At 69.4% G+C, this 17,472-nt stretch carries 13 protein-coding genes; 2 read left to right on the forward strand and 11 right to left on the reverse strand.

Features of this window, described 5'->3' with window-relative positions; translation table 11 throughout:
• Positions 1-38: 38 nt before the first annotated feature.
• From ACFWAY_RS34260 to aspS, 11 genes are all read right to left on the reverse strand, one after another.
• Positions 39-653 carry a prepilin peptidase gene (locus ACFWAY_RS34260; protein ID WP_378513670.1) on the reverse strand — a complete coding sequence of 205 codons (615 nt, stop codon included), beginning with the start codon at positions 651-653 and terminating at the stop codon, positions 39-41.
• A gap of 79 nt (positions 654-732) precedes the next feature.
• Complete coding sequence (locus ACFWAY_RS34265; protein ID WP_378452643.1) at positions 733-1,560, reverse strand: shikimate dehydrogenase; 828 nt, start codon at positions 1,558-1,560, stop codon at positions 733-735.
• Positions 1,550-3,274 (reverse strand): endolytic transglycosylase MltG, encoded by a 1,725-nt coding sequence (locus ACFWAY_RS34270; protein ID WP_378513671.1) that lies wholly within the window; start codon positions 3,272-3,274, stop codon positions 1,550-1,552. The genes ACFWAY_RS34265 and ACFWAY_RS34270 overlap by 11 nt, the downstream gene beginning before the upstream one ends.
• Positions 3,271-3,807, reverse strand: coding sequence for a Holliday junction resolvase RuvX (gene ruvX, locus ACFWAY_RS34275; protein WP_378452641.1), 537 nt, complete (start codon positions 3,805-3,807; stop codon positions 3,271-3,273). Before ruvX ends, ACFWAY_RS34270 begins: the two co-directional genes overlap by 4 nt.
• A 2-nt stretch (positions 3,808-3,809) precedes the next feature.
• The gene (gene alaS, locus ACFWAY_RS34280; protein ID WP_378513672.1) at positions 3,810-6,482 is read right to left on the reverse strand and encodes an alanine--tRNA ligase; all 2,673 of its coding nucleotides are present in this window, start codon (positions 6,480-6,482) and stop codon (positions 3,810-3,812) included.
• A gap of 123 nt (positions 6,483-6,605) precedes the next feature.
• Positions 6,606-8,039, reverse strand: coding sequence for a replication-associated recombination protein A (locus ACFWAY_RS34285; RefSeq protein ID WP_378452639.1), 1,434 nt, complete (start codon positions 8,037-8,039; stop codon positions 6,606-6,608).
• Between the two features lie 54 nt (positions 8,040-8,093).
• A complete protein-coding gene (locus ACFWAY_RS34290) occupies positions 8,094-9,269 on the reverse strand; it encodes a phosphotransferase family protein (protein WP_378513673.1) in 1,176 nt (391 codons plus the stop codon).
• Positions 9,270-9,334: 65 nt separating this feature from the next.
• Positions 9,335-10,285 carry a transglutaminase N-terminal domain-containing protein gene (locus ACFWAY_RS34295; RefSeq protein ID WP_378513674.1) on the reverse strand — a complete coding sequence of 317 codons (951 nt, stop codon included), beginning with the start codon at positions 10,283-10,285 and terminating at the stop codon, positions 9,335-9,337.
• On the reverse strand, positions 10,282-12,861 hold the full coding sequence (locus ACFWAY_RS34300; RefSeq protein WP_378513675.1) for a circularly permuted type 2 ATP-grasp protein: 2,580 nt from the start codon (positions 12,859-12,861) through the stop codon (positions 10,282-10,284). The genes ACFWAY_RS34295 and ACFWAY_RS34300 overlap by 4 nt, the downstream gene beginning before the upstream one ends.
• Positions 12,861-13,832, reverse strand: coding sequence for a DUF389 domain-containing protein (locus ACFWAY_RS34305; protein WP_378452635.1), 972 nt, complete (start codon positions 13,830-13,832; stop codon positions 12,861-12,863). The genes ACFWAY_RS34300 and ACFWAY_RS34305 overlap by 1 nt, the downstream gene beginning before the upstream one ends.
• Positions 13,833-13,901: 69 nt before the next feature.
• A complete protein-coding gene (gene aspS, locus ACFWAY_RS34310; protein WP_378513676.1) occupies positions 13,902-15,710 on the reverse strand; it encodes an aspartate--tRNA ligase in 1,809 nt (602 codons plus the stop codon).
• Positions 15,711-15,853: 143 nt separating this feature from the next.
• Between aspS and ACFWAY_RS34315 the strand changes: the two genes are divergently transcribed.
• Positions 15,854-16,780 carry a neutral zinc metallopeptidase gene (locus ACFWAY_RS34315; RefSeq protein ID WP_378452633.1) on the forward strand — a complete coding sequence of 309 codons (927 nt, stop codon included), beginning with the start codon at positions 15,854-15,856 and terminating at the stop codon, positions 16,778-16,780.
• 65 nt (positions 16,781-16,845) lie between these two features.
• The gene (locus ACFWAY_RS34320) at positions 16,846-17,472 is read left to right on the forward strand and encodes an ArsR/SmtB family transcription factor (protein ID WP_378513677.1); all 627 of its coding nucleotides are present in this window, start codon (positions 16,846-16,848) and stop codon (positions 17,470-17,472) included.

The raw sequence follows: 17,472 nt of genomic DNA on the forward strand, positions 1-17,472 counted from the left end.
GGTGGTCCTCCCAACCCGTGTGCCGGGCGCGGACTCGTTCAGGTGACGTGCGCGGCGAACAGCGCAACCAGTGTCGCGGCACACATGGCGGGGCCGTGCGGGAGCGGCGGCGGCGAGCGCCGGACGGCGAGGACGATGCAGCCCGCGAGCGCCGTCAGCGCCGGCGCGAGCCCGGCTGCGAGCACCCAGGCCTCTCCCCCGGCCAGGCCGGCGGCCGCGCCGACTCCGAGTGCGAGTTTCACATCACCCGCACCGACCGCCCCGGGTGCGCCGAGGTACAGGGCGAGATACGCCGACGCCAACAGGAACCCGCCGATCACGGCTGCGGCCGCGGATCCGGTCACGGCACCGACCCCGACGATCGCGAGGAATCCGGGCAGTGTCAGCAGGTTCGGCAGCTTCCGCGCACAAAGATCGGTGGCGGCGAGACTCACACACCACCACCAGAACGCGAGCGCACACGGCAGCACCCACGGTGCGGATTCGGCGGAACCCGCCCAGACGGTGGCGGCGACGCCGACGACGCACACCGCCTCGCACCAACCCGGACGCACCGTGCCCACATACAGGCCGGCCGTCCGGCGGGCCGTCCATCCCGCACCCGCACCTGTCACCACACTCGCCGCGATCAGCCACCACATACCGAGCAGCATGCGTGACCGGATCACTGCGTCGATCAGCGTGACCTGGCACGAAAATCGACCTGTGGACGGCGGTCCGGCCTGTGGACAACTAGCCCAGCGCGGCCGCCATCGCCTCGCGCGGCGCCGGGCGACCGGTAAACTGCTCGACCTGCCCGAACGCCTGGTGCAGGAGCATCGAGAGACCGCCGACGACGGTGCCCCCGGCCGCCTCGACGGCCGCGGCCAGCGGGGTCGGCCACGGGTCGTAGATCGCGTCGAGCACGAACGGCGCCCGCCCGAGAATGTTCGCGTACTCGGTGATCGCGGCGGACGGAACGGTGCTCACGAGCGCGGACGCCGCCGCGCACCGGGCACCGAGTTCCGGGCTGTCGAAGCCGAGCAACCGGACGTCGAGCCCCACCGATTCCGCGCACCGCAGTGCACCTGTCGCGCGACCCGCGTCGCGTGCCACCACGGTCACGGATTTCACGCCCATGTCGGCGAGCGCCACGAGTGCGGGTCTGGCCGTTCCCCCCGCGCCGACGACGACCGCCTCGGCGCCGGCGATGGTTCCGACACCACCTGCGGTGAGCGCACCGCTGACCCCGTCGACATCGGTGCAGTCGGCACGCCAGCCGCGCTCGATTCGGACGAGGGTGTTCGCCGAGCCGATCGCGACGGCCCGTTCGGTGCGCTCGGACGCAAACGCGAGTGCGGCCATCTTGCCCGGCATCGTGACGGACAGACCGACCCATTCCGGGCCGAGCCCGGACACCAGGCCGGGCAGTCGGTCCCCGTCGCACTCGATCCGGTCGTACGTCCACTCGGTGAGACCGAGCGCCCGGTACGCCGCGAGGTGCAGTTGCGGCGAGCGCGAATGCGCGATCGGGCTGCCCAGCACCGCAGCTTTGCGTGCGGTCACCACTTCATCGTCCACTGTTGAGAATCCCGTTGTTCAGAGCCTGGTCGATGTTGGCCAGGTGTTCGTCGTAGCTCTTCGTGAACAGGGTCGTGCCCTTCGAATCAACCGTCACGAAGTAGATCCAGTCGCCCGGCGCCGGTTGTTCGACGGCCTGCAGCGCCCCGATACTCGGCGAGGAGATCGGCGTTGCAGGCAGACCGGGGCTGGCGTACGTGTTCCAGGGTGTCACCTGTGCGCGGTCGGCGTCGGTGGTGGCGAGTTCGGTGGTGTCGAGCGCGTAGTTGACCGTCGAGTCGAACTGCAGCGCCTGGTTGACTGCGAGCCGGTTCAGGATGACGCGAGCGACCTTCGAGAAGTCGTCCGGCATCGCCTCCCGTTCCACCAGGGACGCCGCGATCAGCATCTTGTACGGCGTGAGGCCGACCTGGTTGCCCGCGGTGAGGATTCCGGTCTTCTCGTAGCTCGCGGAACTCTCGGTCACCAGCTTCTGGAGTATCGCGGCGGGACCGGCGGTCGGATCGAAATCCCAGCTGCCCGCGGCGATCAGCCCCTCGAGCTGACGATCCCGGTCCGGAACGCCGGCGACAGCGTCCTTCGCCCAGTCGGGCACCCCGAGCGTGGACAGGTCGCCCGCACCGGCGGCGTTGAGATCGTCGTAACCGATGCACTGCTCCTGGCCGGCGTCACCCAGGCAGCTGGCCTCGGAGATCAGTGTGTAGATCCCCTTCTTCTTGGCCCCGGTCTGCACATCGGTGGTGTCGTGGAGTTGCCTGCCCTCGGAGATGATCATCTGCCCGACGCGGGAGGTGGGGTCGACCAATTCCTGCACGGCGTCATCCGCCGGGATCTGGGTCGAGAGGCTGTAGAAACCGGGTTGCACCGAGTTCATCGCATTGCTCTGGACTGCGGCGTTGAAGAAGGCGGATCCGCTGGCGACGACGTCCCGGCCCGCCAGGGTGGAGGCGATCTCCTCCGCGGTGTCGCCCGGATGGACCTGCACGACCACTTCGGGACCGCCCGGGCCCGCATAGTCCGCAGGGGCGTCGGACCCGCCGAAGAACATCTTGCCGCCGACGAACACGATGCCGACCAGCACTACCAGGACCGTCGCGGCCGCGAGGGCGCCGAACAGCTTCCCTCGGCGTGCCCGTCCCGTGGCCTGTTTGCGTCGGCGGGCCTGCGCGCGGGCGTGGGCGCGCGTCGGCGGGATCTCCTCGGGGATCGGCGAGATTATCTGCGTCTCGGCCTCCGCGAACGCGACGTCGGGCTCGTGGCGCGGTGCGTCGTGGCGGTCGTCGGGATAGGAGTGGGACTCGTACGGCTCGTCGACATATACGGGCTCGTCGACGTACGCGTGGTCGTCGACTTCCGGTTCGCGGTAGGCGCGAGCGTCGCCGTACGAGCGGGGACCGTACCCGTCCTCGTAGACAGGCTCGGGGTCGAACGGCTGCTCGTACACCGGCTGCTCGTACACCGGCTCGTCGTACACCGGCTGCTCGTACACCGGCTCGTCGTACACCGGCTCTGCGTAGTCGGCGTGGGGTTCGTCGACGCCGCGGTCGTCGTACACGACCGCGTGCCTGCCCGTGGTGACGACGTCGTCGTCCTCGGGGGGCGGCGCGTGGTCGACCTGGTCGTCGTCCTCGTCGAGGTAGCGGTGCCGTCGGGGTTGGCGGGGGACGTACTGGAATTCGGGTCGCTCACCTGCGGGTCGCCGATGATTGCTCACTGGCCCCCCTCCGGTAGCTGCACGTCCCCACCTGAATCCCCTGCGTTCACCGACCTGCTCCGCTCGTCCAACCATCCCTGCAAGATCGCCACCGCCGCAGCCTGGTCGATCACAGGACGCTGGCCCCTCGCACTGACACCGCTCTCGCGAAGCGCCCGCGCGGCAGTGACGGTCGTCAGACGTTCGTCCGCCATCCGCACCGGTATCGGGTCGACCTTCCTTCGCAATCGCTTCGCGAACACAGTAGCGATCGAGGCGGCCTTCCCCCGTTCACCCCGCAAGGTCTGCGGCAGACCGACGATAACCTCCACGGCCTCGTATTCCTCGACAATGTCGGCAATGCGCCGGATATCCGGCGCGTCGGGTCCCCGTTCCTTGGACCGGGGCACCGTCTCCACCGGGGTGGCGAGGATCCCGTCGGGGTCGCTCGACGCGACGCCGATCCGGACACTGCCCACATCGATGCCGATGCGCCGACCACGCCCAGGGTCGTCGGCTCCCGGTCGATCCGGACCCTGTTCCGCGTGATCCACCGCTACTGGCTCCCCACCTTGTCCGCCACTTGTCCCCGGACAGCGTCGAGGGCTGCCGCGACTCCGCTGGTGTCCGAACCGGAACCCTGTGCCATGTCAGCCTTTCCACCCCCGCGGCCGCCGATCTTCGGACCGAATCCCTTCACGAGGTCGCCGGCCGCCAGGCCGAGTTCCTGAGCCGCCTTGTTCACGGCCACCACGAACGGAACCTTGCCGTCGACGTCGCCGAGCAGCACGACCACGGCGGGCTGGGTGCCGAACCGGCCGCGGATGTCCGTGACGAGCCCACGCAGGTCGTTGCCGCCGACACCGGCCGGGGCGGAGTCCGCGACCAGCAGCACCGGCCCGACGCGCTGAGCCTTGTCGACGAACGTGCCCGCCGCGGCAAGAACCGCCTGCGCGCGGGTCTGCTCGAGTTCCTTCTCCGCCACCCGAAGTCGCTCCACCAGCGCCTCGACGCGGGCAGGCACTTCTTCCGAGGGCACCTTCAGCGACGACGACAGACCCGCGAGGAGCGCGCGTTCCTTGGCCAGGTAGCGGTACGAATCGAGACCGACGTAGGCCTCGACGCGGCGCACGCCGGAACCGACGGACTGCTCACCGAGCAGCGTGACGTTGCCGATCTGAGAGGAGCTGCCCACGTGAGTTCCACCACACAGCTCCATCGAGAACGGTCCGCCGATCTCGACGACCCGCACCTCGTCGCCGTAGTTCTCGCCGAACAGCGCCATCGCGCCCATCGACTTCGCCTTGTCGAGGTCGGTGACGAACGTGTTCACCGAGTAGTCGGCGGCCACCGCCTCGTTCGCGACGACCTCGATGTCCTGCTTCTGCGCTTCCGTCAGCGCGCCCTGCCAGGAGAAGTCGAAACGCAGGTAGCCCGGCTTGTTCAGCGAGCCGGCCTGAACCGCGTTGGGGCCGAGCACCTGTCGCAGCGCGGCGTGCACCATGTGCGTGCCGGAGTGCCCCTGGGTGGCACCCTTGCGCCACGCGGCGTCGACCTGCGCGAGCACGACGTCACCCTCGGTGATCTGGCCCTCCTGCACGGTCACCTTGTGAACCCACAGCTTCTTGGCGATCTTCTGGACGTCGTTGACCTTCACCCGCAGACCCGGGCCGGTGAGGGTACCGAGGTCGGCGATCTGTCCACCCGCCTCCGCGTACAGGGGGCTCCGGTCGAGGATGACCTCGACGTCCTGGCCCGCCGTCGCGACGGGGACCCGTTGCCCCTGCGAGATCAGCGCGAGAACGTGTGCCTCGGAGACCAATTCGTGGAATCCGGTGAACTCGGTGGGTCCGCGGTCGAGGAGCTCCTTGTAAACGGTGAGGTCGGCGTGCGCGTGCTTACGGGCCTGGGCGTCGTCCTTCGCGCGCTGCCGCTGTTCGGCCATCAGCGTGCGGAAGCCCTCCTCGTCGACGGTCAGGCCCGCCTCGGCCGCCATCTCCAGGGTGAGGTCGATCGGGAAGCCGTACGTGTCGTGGAGCGCGAACGCCTGGTCGCCGCCGATCGTCGACTTGCCGGACGCCTTCACCGACTCGGCGGCGCCTTCGAACAGCTTCGAGCCGGACGTGAGGGTCTTGAGGAACGCGGTCTCCTCCCCCACCGCGACCGTCTCGATGCGGCCGAAGTCGGTGTCGAGGACGGGGTACGAAGGCGCCATCGTGTCGCGGACGACGGTAATGAACTCACGCATGCTGGGCTTGTCGGCGCCGAGCAGCTTCGCGGACCGGACGATGCGCCGCAGCAGACGGCGCAGGACGTAGCCGCGCCCGTCGTTGCCGGGGTTCACGCCGTCGGCGATGAGCATCGCGGCGGTGCGCGCGTGATCGGCGATCACGCGGAAGCGCACGTCGTCGTCGTGGACGGCGCCGTACTTGCGGCCCGACAGTTCCTCGGCCTTCGCGATGACCGGGCGCACGAGGTCGGTCTCGTACACGTTGTCGACGCCCTGGAGCAGGAACGCGACGCGTTCGACGCCCATGCCGGTGTCGATGTTCTGCTTCGGCAGCGGGCCGAGGATCTCGAAGTTGTCCTTGCTGATGCCGAGACCACGCTCGTTCTGCATGAACACGAGATTCCAGATCTCGATGTAGCGGTCCTCGTCGGCCTCCGGGCCGCCTTCCTTGCCGTATTCGGGGCCGCGGTCGTAGTAGATCTCCGAGCACGGGCCGCAGGGGCCGGGGATGCCCATGGACCAGTAGTTGTCGGCCATGCCTCGGCGCTGGATCCGCGTCTCCGGAACGCCGACCTCGTCGCGCCAGATGTCGCGGGCCTCGTCGTCGTCGAGGTAGACCGTCACCCAGATGCGCTCGGGATCGAAGCCGTAACCCCCGTCGTCGACGCTCGAGGTCAGCAGCGACCACGCATGCTTGATCGCATCGCGCTTGAAGTAGTCGCCGAACGAGAAGTTGCCGGCCATCTGGAAGAACGTGTTGTGCCGTGTGGTGATGCCCACATTCTCGATGTCGAGGGTGCGCACACACTTCTGGACACTGGTCGCCCTCGGATACGGCGGCGTCTGCTGGCCGAGGAAGAACGGCACGAACTGCACCATCCCGGCATTGACGAACAGCAGGTTCGGATCGTCGAGAATCAGCGAGGCGCTGGGTACCTCGGTGTGGCCTGCCTTGACGAAATGGTCGAGGAAGCGCCGGCGAATCTCGTGGGTCTGCACGTCAGTGATCCTTATTGTCTGTCTCGAGGGCAACGATGGGTCGAACTACGGGGTCGAACGGGGGTCCAGCCGCTGGGGTGCGGTCGCCGGGCAGCCGGGCACACCCCGGCGGTTCGGCAACATTCAGCTTAACCGGCCACCCTGACGGTTCGTGCCGCGGACGATGGCGCGCAATTTGTCCACGCGCCCCGCGATGTCCCGCTCACCGCCGTGAGTGGTGGGCTGGTAGTAGTCGACACCGACCAGCTCATCCGGCGGATACTGCTGCGCCAGTACCCCGTCGGGATGATCGTGGGGATAGCGGTAGCCGACGGCGTTGCCGAGCTTCGCCGCCCCCGCGTAGTGGCCGTCGCGCAGATGCGGCGGGACGAGTCCGGCGTTTCCGGCCGCGACATCTGCCATCGCGGCTCCGAGCGCGGCGATGACCGCGCCCGACTTCGGAGCGGTCGCGAGGTGGATCGTGGCCTGCGCGAGGGCCAGGCGGGCCTCGGGCATCCCGATCAGCTGCACCGCCTGCGCGGCGGCGGTCGCGGTCTGCAATGCGGTGGGGTCGGCCATCCCGATGTCCTCGCTGGCATGGACCACCAGCCGCCTCGCGATGAAGCGGGGGTCCTCGCCCGCCGTCAGCATCCGCGCCAGATAGTGCAGGGCGGCGTCGACGTCCGAACCACGGATCGACTTGATGAAGGCGCTGATCACGTCGTAGTGCTGATCGCCGTCGCGGTCGTAGCGGACGGCCGCCTTGTCGACGCTCGCCTCCACCGTCGCGAGGTCCAGCAGCACCGGACGATCTGCGTCACCGGCCTGATCGAGTGCAGCGCCCGCCGCCGCCTCGAGCGCGGTGAGCGCCCGCCGGGCGTCGCCGGCCGCGAGGCGCACCAGATGATCCATCGCGTCACCCGCGATCTCGATCTCCCCGCCGAGACCCCGCTCGTCGGTGCGCGCCCGCTCCAGGAGGTTCTCGATGTCGTCCGCCGTCAGCGACTGCAGTTGCAGGACGAGCGAGCGGGACAGCAGCGGGGACACCACGGAGAACGAGGGGTTCTCGGTGGTGGCGGCCACGAGCAGCACTATCCGGTTCTCCACCGCCGCCAGCAGGGCGTCCTGCTGGGTCTTGGAGAAGCGGTGCACCTCGTCGATGAACAGCACCGTCTGCTCGCCCGCGAGGAGGCGGCGGCGTGCCAGTTCGATGACGCCGCGGACTTCCTTCACCCCGGCGGACAGCGCGGACAGTGCCTCGAAGCGGCGGCCGGTGGCCCCCGAGATCAGCGACGCCAGCGTTGTCTTGCCGGTACCGGGCGGCCCGTACAGGAGGACGGACGCGGCCCCCGACCCCTCCACGAGGCGCCGCAGCGGCGCGCCGGGGCCCAGGAGATGCTGCTGCCCGACCACCTCGCCGAGCGTGCGGGGACGCATGCGTACGGCCAGCGGCGCGTGGTGGTCGACCGACACCGGACCGGGAACCGATCGCGGGGCCGCCGCCTCGTCGGGCGGCGCCGTCTCGAACAGGCCCGCCGACTCGTCCTCGCCGACATCCGAACCGAAAAGATCGCTCACAAGTTCGACGCTACTGGAACCGCAGCGTCCGACCCAGTTCGGCCGGACCGCGGGTCAGCCGACGGACAGTCCCCGGATCTTGTCGGCGATGACGCGGGCGTGGTGGGCGACCACCGTGTTCCCGGCGTGATCCGCCGAACGGGCCAGCTTGTCCCAGCGCTGGGTCAGCGCCTCGGACCGCGGCACGGACAGGTGATGCTCGCGGACGGCTGCGATGCGCGTGTGGTTCTCCGGCAGGAACAGGTAGGTGCTGAGCCACACCCAGATCAGTTGCGCCTCGACCATGCGGGCGGCGAGCACGTTGTCGTCGGCGAGCGCGGGCCACATCCCCACGACCTCCGCGCGCCAGGCTTCGATCATCGCCTGCGTCCGGTCCTCGGACAGTTCGATGCTGCACAGGCAGCCGGGGAACGACACCAGCGCGTACGCGATGTCGAGCATGGCGTCGCGGAAGCCGCCCCACTCGTAGTCGAGGAACCGCACCCCCTCGTCGTTGACGATGATGTTGTCCGGGCACAGGTCGGAGGGGCTGAACGCCCGGAACCGGCCGCTCTCGAACAGCTTCGCGGCACGAGCCACCTGATCGGTCAGGTCCGGCGAGACGTCGACGCGGAGGGTCTCGGACAGCAGGCCGGGCACGGCGGGCACCGCACGCTCCACCTGCTCGGCCACGGTGTCGTCGCAGTGCGCCACCTCGGCGCGGCGCAGCAGCGCGGCGAAGTCCTCCTCGCGGCCCACGGTGGCCGCGTGCATGCGGCCGAGCGCCTGGGCCATGGCCATCAGGGTGTTGGTGACGGTGTCGGAGTCGGAGTGCTCGAGCAGGGCGCTGATCGGGGTGGCGTCCCCGAGGTCGCTGAGCACGAGGAGCCGGGCGTCGAGGTCGGATGCGAGCAGTTCGGCTCCGGGGCGGCTATCCGTCGCCAGCGCCGTGGCGAACTGGTACGAGACGGCCTCCCGGAGGAAGGCGCTGCGGCTGTCGCCGGCGAGATCGTCGGGATCGACGGCCCGCGCGCCGGACACACCGGACTCCTCACGGACCTGCTTGATCACCAACGTCCGCGGAAGGGAGAACGGATTCTCCGCCACGCGCACACGGAGCACGATGGTGCGGCCACTGCCGCCGAGATCCACGGGATCCACCAGTGTCACGGGTGCCCCTGTGCGACGGGTGAGCAGCTTCTCGGCTGCGGCAACTACCTCTGAAACGGGGTCTGCCAGTATTGCAGTCATCGCGGACCAACTTACCTGCTAGTGACACGGATCATCGAGTCCTCCACGGGAAGCCCCGATGAATTTCAGCATTTCGGCTGATCCGGCGCGAGCACTTCGGTCGGCGCCACGTCAACCGACACCGCAATGGTGCTGTTTCGTGCCTCTGTGTATATGACACCCCGCAGCGGCGGCACGTCCGCGTAGTCCCGGCCCCACGCGACCACGGTGTACCGCTCGTCGACGAGCTGGTCGTTGGTGGGGTCGACGGCGAGCCACCGGTCCCCCGGCATCCACACGGCCGCCCAGGCGTGCGTCGCGTCGACGCCGACCATCCGTTCCTTGCCGGGCGGTGGCTGCGTCGCCAGATAGCCGGACACGTACCGGGCCGCGAGTCCGCGCGACCGCAGGCAGGCGATGGCGAGCCGAGCGAAGTCCTGGCACACGCCCGACCGCTTCTCCAGCACCTCCGCGACACGCGTGGAGACCGACGTCGACCCCGACTTGTACTGGAAGTCGCGGTGGATGCGCGTGGTGAGATCGACCACCGCGTCGACGAGGGGCCGTTCCGGCGGGAAACTCGGCGCCGCGTACTCGCGGACCGCGTCGCTGATCTCGGGGGGTTCGAGGTCCAGGACGAACTCCTGCGCCATCGCACCCTCGGTTCCCACGGGGCGCGACAACTCCCACGGCGCGTTCGCCGGTGCGGCGGCGAGCCTGGTCTTGTCCGGTCCGTAGACCTCGATCTCGGATTCGGCCGCCACGACCAGTTCCTCGTGCGGCGTGCTCACCTGGAAGTACAAGTCCCGGTTGCCGTACACGTCTGACCCGGTGGAGCGGTCCGCGGGCACCGGCGAGATGTCGACGACGGAACTCACGCACCGCTGTTCCTCGGTGTCGCGTGGCAGGAGGTAGCCCCGGCCGTACGACGAGGACACCGGCCCCGAGTACGTGTACGTCGTGCGGTGGGTGATCTTGTATCTGCGCAGCACCGGCCGTTCCGCTGCCTCGTCCGCGCGGGGCGACACGTCGGTCATGCGGGAACCCCGCCCTGCGAGGCGCTCCACGTGGTCCCGCTGCCCCACAGCGGCTGGGTGCCGCCCGGCAGCGACAGCTGACCTTTCAGCATCACGTCGGACAGTTCGCTCAGCAGTGCTCGCATCGTGGTCGTCAGCTCACCCAACTCCTTCCGGGACCCGTTCGCATCGACCGATTCGAGTCGAGCGGGGTCGACGCGCCGCACGGTGTTGACCATGTCCTCGACGAGCCGCTCCGAACGCGACGCACCCGACGCGTCCGGCAGTGCGGCCAGATTCGCACGGAGCGCCTCGAGCTGGAACGCCAGCGACCGCGGGTTCTTTACGTCGAACAACAGCAACTCGGCCACGGCGGCCGGGCGGATGCTCCGATTGCGGCGGCGGTAGACGACGGAACTCTCGGTGGCGACGAGAAGCGATTCGATCACAGCCCGCTCGGTCGCCGGATCCGTCTTCCGTCTCAGCGTGGACTCCACCAGCGCGATCAGGGTGGATGCCCGTTCGATTCGCTTCCCGATGTCCATGACGTGCCAGCCGGTGTCCCGGACCAGCGATTCCGCGGCGACTCCCGACAGGGCGAGCATCCCGCCGAGCACCGCGGACTGCGCCTCGAACAGCACGGACCCGTCGTCGACCGTGTCGGCGGCGACCTGTCCGAGCGCCCGTTCGACGGAACTGAGGACGGCCCAGATGTCGTTCGACAGTTGTCCGCGCACGGCCCGCGCGGCCTGCTCGACGCCACGGACCGCGTGCGCGAGGGACCCGTCCCGGTCGGGGTCCACCGTCAGCGAACGGAACTCCGAGCGCACTCGCAGCTGGTCGGCGACCGGATCCGAGCCGGACTCGGCACCGCGATCGGGCCCCTCCGGACGGTTCCCGGCATCGGCGACCCGCAGGACCGTGTCGAGCAGGATCGGGAGGCTTCCGCCGCCCGCGAGCCACGGTCGCAGGCGGTAGTCGCGGTATTTCTCGCCGACGGCGATCATCAGTCGTGCCGCTCCCTCGGCGCGCTCGGAGAACCGGCCCATCCAGAACAGTTCGGTCAGTGCGCGCGGCGACGTCATCAGGTCGGACGTCGTCGCCGCATATGTGGGCAGGGCTTCGGCGTCCCGGTCGGCGGCGTCCCCCGGATCGGTGGACGCGGTTCGCTGGGCGAGCCGGATCCAGACGTCCTTCGCGCCGGCGTGGCGCCGGTCCCCGCGCTCGGCCCCGGGAACGAGGGACGTGCCGAGACCTCCGGCCATGGGCGTGAATCCCACCTGCTGCGCGACACCGAACAGCCGCACCCCGACCGGTGCGAGGAAGACCTCCCCGGATCCGTCGGCCGCGGGCGCATACGAGGGGTCCGGGACGATCTGCCCGACCCACCGCTCGGGTTCGGCCCGCACTCGGTCCAGCAGGGCGTCCAGGTCGGCGGCACGGAGCTCGGCGGGCACGATCGGCGAACCCCCGTGCACCGCGCGCAGCACCATCGACGAGGCGTTCGCGAGGATGTGTGACAGCTCCGACCGGTCCCCACCCCAGAAACTCGGAACCGACGGCAGCAGAAGCTCCTCGTCGAGGAGACGACGGCACAGGTCCGGGAGCAGCCTGGTGAGGGCGGGGTTCTCGAGGATTCCGCTGCCGAGGGGGTTGACGACGGTCACCGCTCCCCGGCGCAGCACCTCGACGAGCCCGACCACGCCGGACCGCGAGTCGGGGCGCAGGTCGAGGGGGTCGGCGAGGCCGGCGTCCACCCGCCGGACGATGACGTCGACGCGTTCCAGATTGCCGAGGGAGCGCATCCACACGTGGCCGTCGCGGACCACCAGGTCGGCGCTTTCCACGAGTGGGAAGCCGAGGACTGTCGCGAGATACGCCTGATCGAATGCCGCCTCGGACCGCGTACGGGGGCTGAGGACGACGACCAGGGGGTCCTCGGTGCCCGCGGGCGCAGCGTCGATCGCCGCGAGCCGCATCGACTGGGCGAACGAGGACAGCGGGCGCGGGCCCACGGCCTCGTAGATGCCGGGCATCGCCCGGGCGACGACGCGGCGGTCCGCCATCGCGTAGCCGGCGCCTGCCGGGGACTGCGTGTGGTCGCGCAGCGCGTGGAACGTGCCGTCCGCCCCGCGGCCGACGTCGAGTCCGTGCAGAAACAGTTGATGGCGGCCCGGCACCGTGATGCCGTGCGCCGCACGGACGTAACCCGGGTGCCCGAACACCGTGCGGGCCGGCACGGCGCCGCTCCGGACGAGCGCCATCGGTCCGTACAGATCGGCGAGTACTGCGTCGAGGAGGCGGGAGCGCTGCACGAAGCCCGCCGCAAGTTGCTCCCACTCCTCGGCCGCGACGATCAGCGGGACGGCGTCGATCTCCCACCGCGGCGGCGCGGTCGGGGCGTCCGATCCGTCGAGGGGGTTGTAGGTGATCCCGTGATTGTCGACGAGAAGCCGGATGCGGGACTGCAGGCGGCGGACGGAGTCCGGCCCGCTGCCGGTGAAGTCCTGGGCCAACTCCGCCCACGGTTCCCGGATGTCGCCGCCGTCGTCGAAGAGTTCGTCGTAGCCAGCGCCTTCGCGCGGCGAGACACTCATCAGGCCCTCCGCCTCTGTGCCACGGAGCGCTCTTTCCGCGCCTGTTCGAGCAGCCGGCGGGGATCACCGCCGCTGCGCAAACGCAGTGCCAGAACCAGAACGCCTGCGACGACGATGCCCACCATGTTGACACCGAGTTGCAGCGCCGCCAGCGCCGCGACGCGCCATTCGCCCACGGTCACCGCGACGACGGCGAATCCCGCCGCGGGAACGGTGGTGACCGAGATGAAGACGCCGACGAGTGCCGCCGACTTCGCGGACACGAGCGCGAGCATGCCGGCCGCACCGGCGAGGAGCGCGACGATCAGTGAGAGCGGTCCGACCCGGTAGATGAAATCGACCTGGTCGAGGGACTCGATGCTCTCGAACTCCATCCAGCCGACCCGCTCCATCAGCAGCGTCGCGACGAGCGTCGCCGCCATCGCGAACGGGAAACCGAAGAGCAGGGCGATCAGCGACCGCCGGGCCAGACCGAGCTTGCGCCGCATCAGCGCGACGGCCAGCGCGGCGAGCGGACCGAACTCGGGCCCCACCACCATCGCCCCGACGACGGTGATCGGCGAGTCGGTCACCACACCCACCGCGGCCAGCAGGCAGGCGATGGTGAGGAACGCGAGGAAGGTGCCGTTGAGTGTCGACTCCTCACGCGTCCGGCTGACCAGTTCCTCCCACACGACGCTGTCGGCGGGATCACCCGGAGCCGCCTTCTCCGCCTCGTGCGCGGACTTCGACAGCACCGTTTCGACGGGCTCCACCGTGATCGCGCCGGTGCGATCGATTCCCAGGGCCTCGAGCGCGTCGATCACGTCGTTCGCGGACTCACGGGCCACGTCGGTCTGGATCGCGTCACCGGCGGGGTCGATCGCGGCGTCGCGCAACACCACCACGTGGGTGGCGCCGGGTTCCGCGGCGAGCACACCGAGGACGTCCTCGGTGCGCTCGGCCGGACAGATCACTCGCAGGTGCAACATCGTGTCCCCCGGCTGTTCCGCGTCGTCCGGTCATCGAGTCCCGCCGGCAGATCGCGCCGGGAGACCCGCCTACTTGCCTGTGGGTGCGTCGGGCTCGGCCGCCGCGGCGTCGCCCTTCGGCTCCGGCTTGGCGTCCACCCCGGACTCCTTGCGCTGCTGCGCGGTGATCGGAGCCGGAGCACTCGTCAGCGGATCGACGCCGCCGCCCGACTTCGGGAACGCGATGACCTCACGGATCGAATCGACACCGGCCAGCAGGGCGGTGATGCGGTCCCAGCCGAACGCGATGCCGCCGTGCGGCGGGGCGCCGAACGCGAACGCGTCGAGCAGAAAGCCGAACTTCTCCTCGGCCTCCTCGTGGGAGATGCCCATCACCTTGAACACTCGCTCCTGAATGTCCTTGCGGTGGATGCGGATACTGCCGCCACCGATCTCGTTGCCGTTGCAGACGATGTCGTAGGCGTACGCGAGCGCGGAACCCGGATCGGTGTCGAACGTGTCGATCGACTCCGGCTTGGGCGAGGTGAACGCGTGGTGCACCGCCGTCCAGGCGCTGTAGCCGAGCGCGACGTCGCCGCTCGCGGTGGCGTCCGCCGTCGGCTCGAACAGCGGTGCGTCGACGACCCACACGAACGCCCACGCGTCCGGGTCGATGAGGTTCTGCTTGCGGGCAATCTCGCCACGCGCGGCACCGAGCAGCGCACGGGACGACTTGGTGGTGCCTGCCGCGAAGAAGATGCAGTCGCCAGGCTTCGCACCAACGTGCGCGGCGAGGCCCTGACGCTCGGCGTCGGTGAGATTCTTCGCCACCGGTCCGCCGAGCGTGCCGTCCTCGCCGACGAGCACGTACGCCAGGCCCTTCGCCCCGCGCTGCTTGGCCCATTCCTGCCAGGCGTCGAGCTGCTTACGCGGCTGGCTCGCACCGCCGGGCATAACCACCGCGCCGACGTATTCCTGCTGGAAGACCCGGAACGTGGTGTCCTTGAAGAACTCGGCGCACTCGACCAGTTCGACACCGAAACGCAGGTCCGGCTTGTCGGAACCGTAGCGACGCATCGCCTCCGCATACGTCATCCGCGCGATCGGCGTCTTGATCTCGTGCCCGACCAGCTTCCACAGCGACGACAGCACCTCCTCGGCGAGGAGGATGACGTCGTCCTGGTTGACGAAGCTCATCTCGATGTCGAGCTGAGTGAACTCGGGCTGACGGTCCGCGCGGAAGTCCTCGTCGCGGTAGCAGCGCGCGATCTGGTAATAGCGTTCGATACCACCGACCATGAGCAGCTGCTTGAACAGCTGCGGGCTCTGCGGCAACGCGTAGAAGCTGCCCGGCTGTAGTCGCGCGGGAACCAGGAAGTCGCGGGCGCCCTCCGGCGTCGATCGCGTCAACGTGGGCGTCTCGACCTCGACGAACTCGTGGTGCGCGAGCACGGCGCGGGCCGCGGCGTTGACCTTGGACCGCAGCCGGATGGCATGACCGGGGCCCTCACGGCGCAGGTCCAGGTAGCGGTACTTCAGGCGCGCTTCCTCACCGGCCTGGTCGTCCAGCTGGAACGGCAGCGGCGCGCTCTCGTTGAGGACCTCGAGGTCGGTGACGTTGACCTCGATGGCCCCGGTGGGGATCTCGAAGTTCTGGTTGCCCTCGGGACGCACCTCGACCACACCGGTCACCTTGACGCAGTACTCCGCGCGCAGACGGTGAGCCTGCTCGGCGGCGGCGCCCTCCCGGAACACCACCTGGGACACACCCGACGCGTCACGTAGATCGATGAAGATCACCCCGCCGTGATCACGACGCCTGGCAACCCAACCGGTGAGGGCTACGGTCTGCTGGGCCTGCTCGGCTCGCAATGAACCGGCGAGATGTGTGCGCAGCACGGGATTCCTTTCGAAACATGGGGCAAGCTACTTCGTTGGCTGAGATCCTACGGAGACACCGTGCGTGAGCGGAAACGCATACCCGCTTCCCGTGCGAGGCTCGATCGGCACGCACCGGAAAAGTGAAGAGAAAGCGATGACACATGACCTTCAACGAGGGCGCCCGAATGGACTCCGGCCGGGTGTCGGTCGGGGGCGGGGGCGGCGGTGGTCTCGGCGGCAAGTTCGCGATGGGCGGCGGCGCCGGCGGTCTGATCGTGCTGGTTCTCGCACTGCTCCTCGGCGGCGATCCCGGCTCGCTGCTCGGCGGCCTCAGCGGCACCACCGATTCCGCCGGCCAGAATTCCGGCGCCGGCCTCGCGGGATGCGAAACCGGCGCGGATGCCAACCGCGACGTGAACTGCCGGGTGGTGTTCACCGCAGGCAGTCTCGACTCCGTGTGGGAACAGGAGCTCGCGAAACAGACCGGCACCGCGTACGTGCCGCCGGAGGTGGTGCTGTTCTCCGGTTCCGTCAACACCGGTTGCGGAAACGCCACCAGCGAGGTCGGACCGTTCTACTGTCCGGCGGATTCGACGGCGTACTTCGACACCAGCTTCTTCCAGCTCCTCGTCGACCGCTTCGGGTCCAGCGGCGGACCGCTGGCACAGGAGTACGTCGTGGCGCACGAGTTCGGCCACCACATCCAGAACCAGCTCGGCGACATCGGGCGGGCGCAGGCCGACCCGCGGGGCGCCGACTCGGCTGCCGTGCGAACCGAGTTGCAGGCCGACTGCTACGCGGGCGTGTGGGCCCACTACGCCGACACCCTTCCAGGCCCCGACGGCGGGCCGCCGTTCCTGAACACCCTCACCGACACCGATATCGACGACGCCCTCTCCGCTGCCTCGTCGGTCGGCGACGACCGGATCCAGCAGTCCGCGGGCGCTCGGGTGAATCCGGAGGGCTGGACGCACGGCTCTTCGGAGCAGCGCCAGAAGTGGTTCGCCACCGGTTACCGGACGGGTCAGGTCCGGGCCTGCGACACCTATTCGGCGCGCGATCTGAACAACCCGCCCGCGCTGCGCTGACCACTCGACCCACCGACAATATTTTTTGTCTTGACAGAAGTTTCTGTCGGTGCGAGGGTTGACGCATGTTGGACGTAGCAGTGATCGATCAAGCGGCCGCCGCCGAGATCTCCCTGGACCCCATCCGGGCGCGGTTGCTGGCGGCGCTGGCCGAACCCGGCTCGGCGAGTTCGATCGCCGCGACGGTCGGATTGACGCGACAGAAGGCCAACTACCACCTGCGGGCACTCGAGGAGCATGGCCTCGTCGAGCTCGTCGAGGAACGCAGGAAGGGCAACGTCACCGAGCGGGTCTTCCAGGCCACCGCGGCGTCGTACGTCATCTCCCCCGCCGCGTTCGCCTCCCTCGCACCCGATCCCGACCGGTCACCGGACCAACTGTCGGCCCGCTGGCTGGTGGCACTCGCCGCGCGACTGGTGCGTGAGGTCGGCGAACTGATCGCCGGCGCCACCACAGCGCGTCAGCCGCTGGCCACCTACGCGATCGACAGCGAGATCCGGTTCGCGTCAGCGGCCGACCGGTCCGCGTTCGCCGACGAACTCGGCGAGTCCGTGAAGAACCTGGTGGCCCGATACCACGACGAGAACGCCCCGAACGGGCGCAGGCACCGCCTCGTCGTCGCACTGCACCCCAGCCTGAAAACACCGTCCGAGCAAGCGAAGTCACCCGACAACCGTCACGAGGAGAGCTAG

Origin of the sequence: Rhodococcus sp. NPDC059968, assembly GCF_042738615.1 — a bacterium.
Classification (GTDB): domain Bacteria; phylum Actinomycetota; class Actinomycetes; order Mycobacteriales; family Mycobacteriaceae; genus Rhodococcus_F.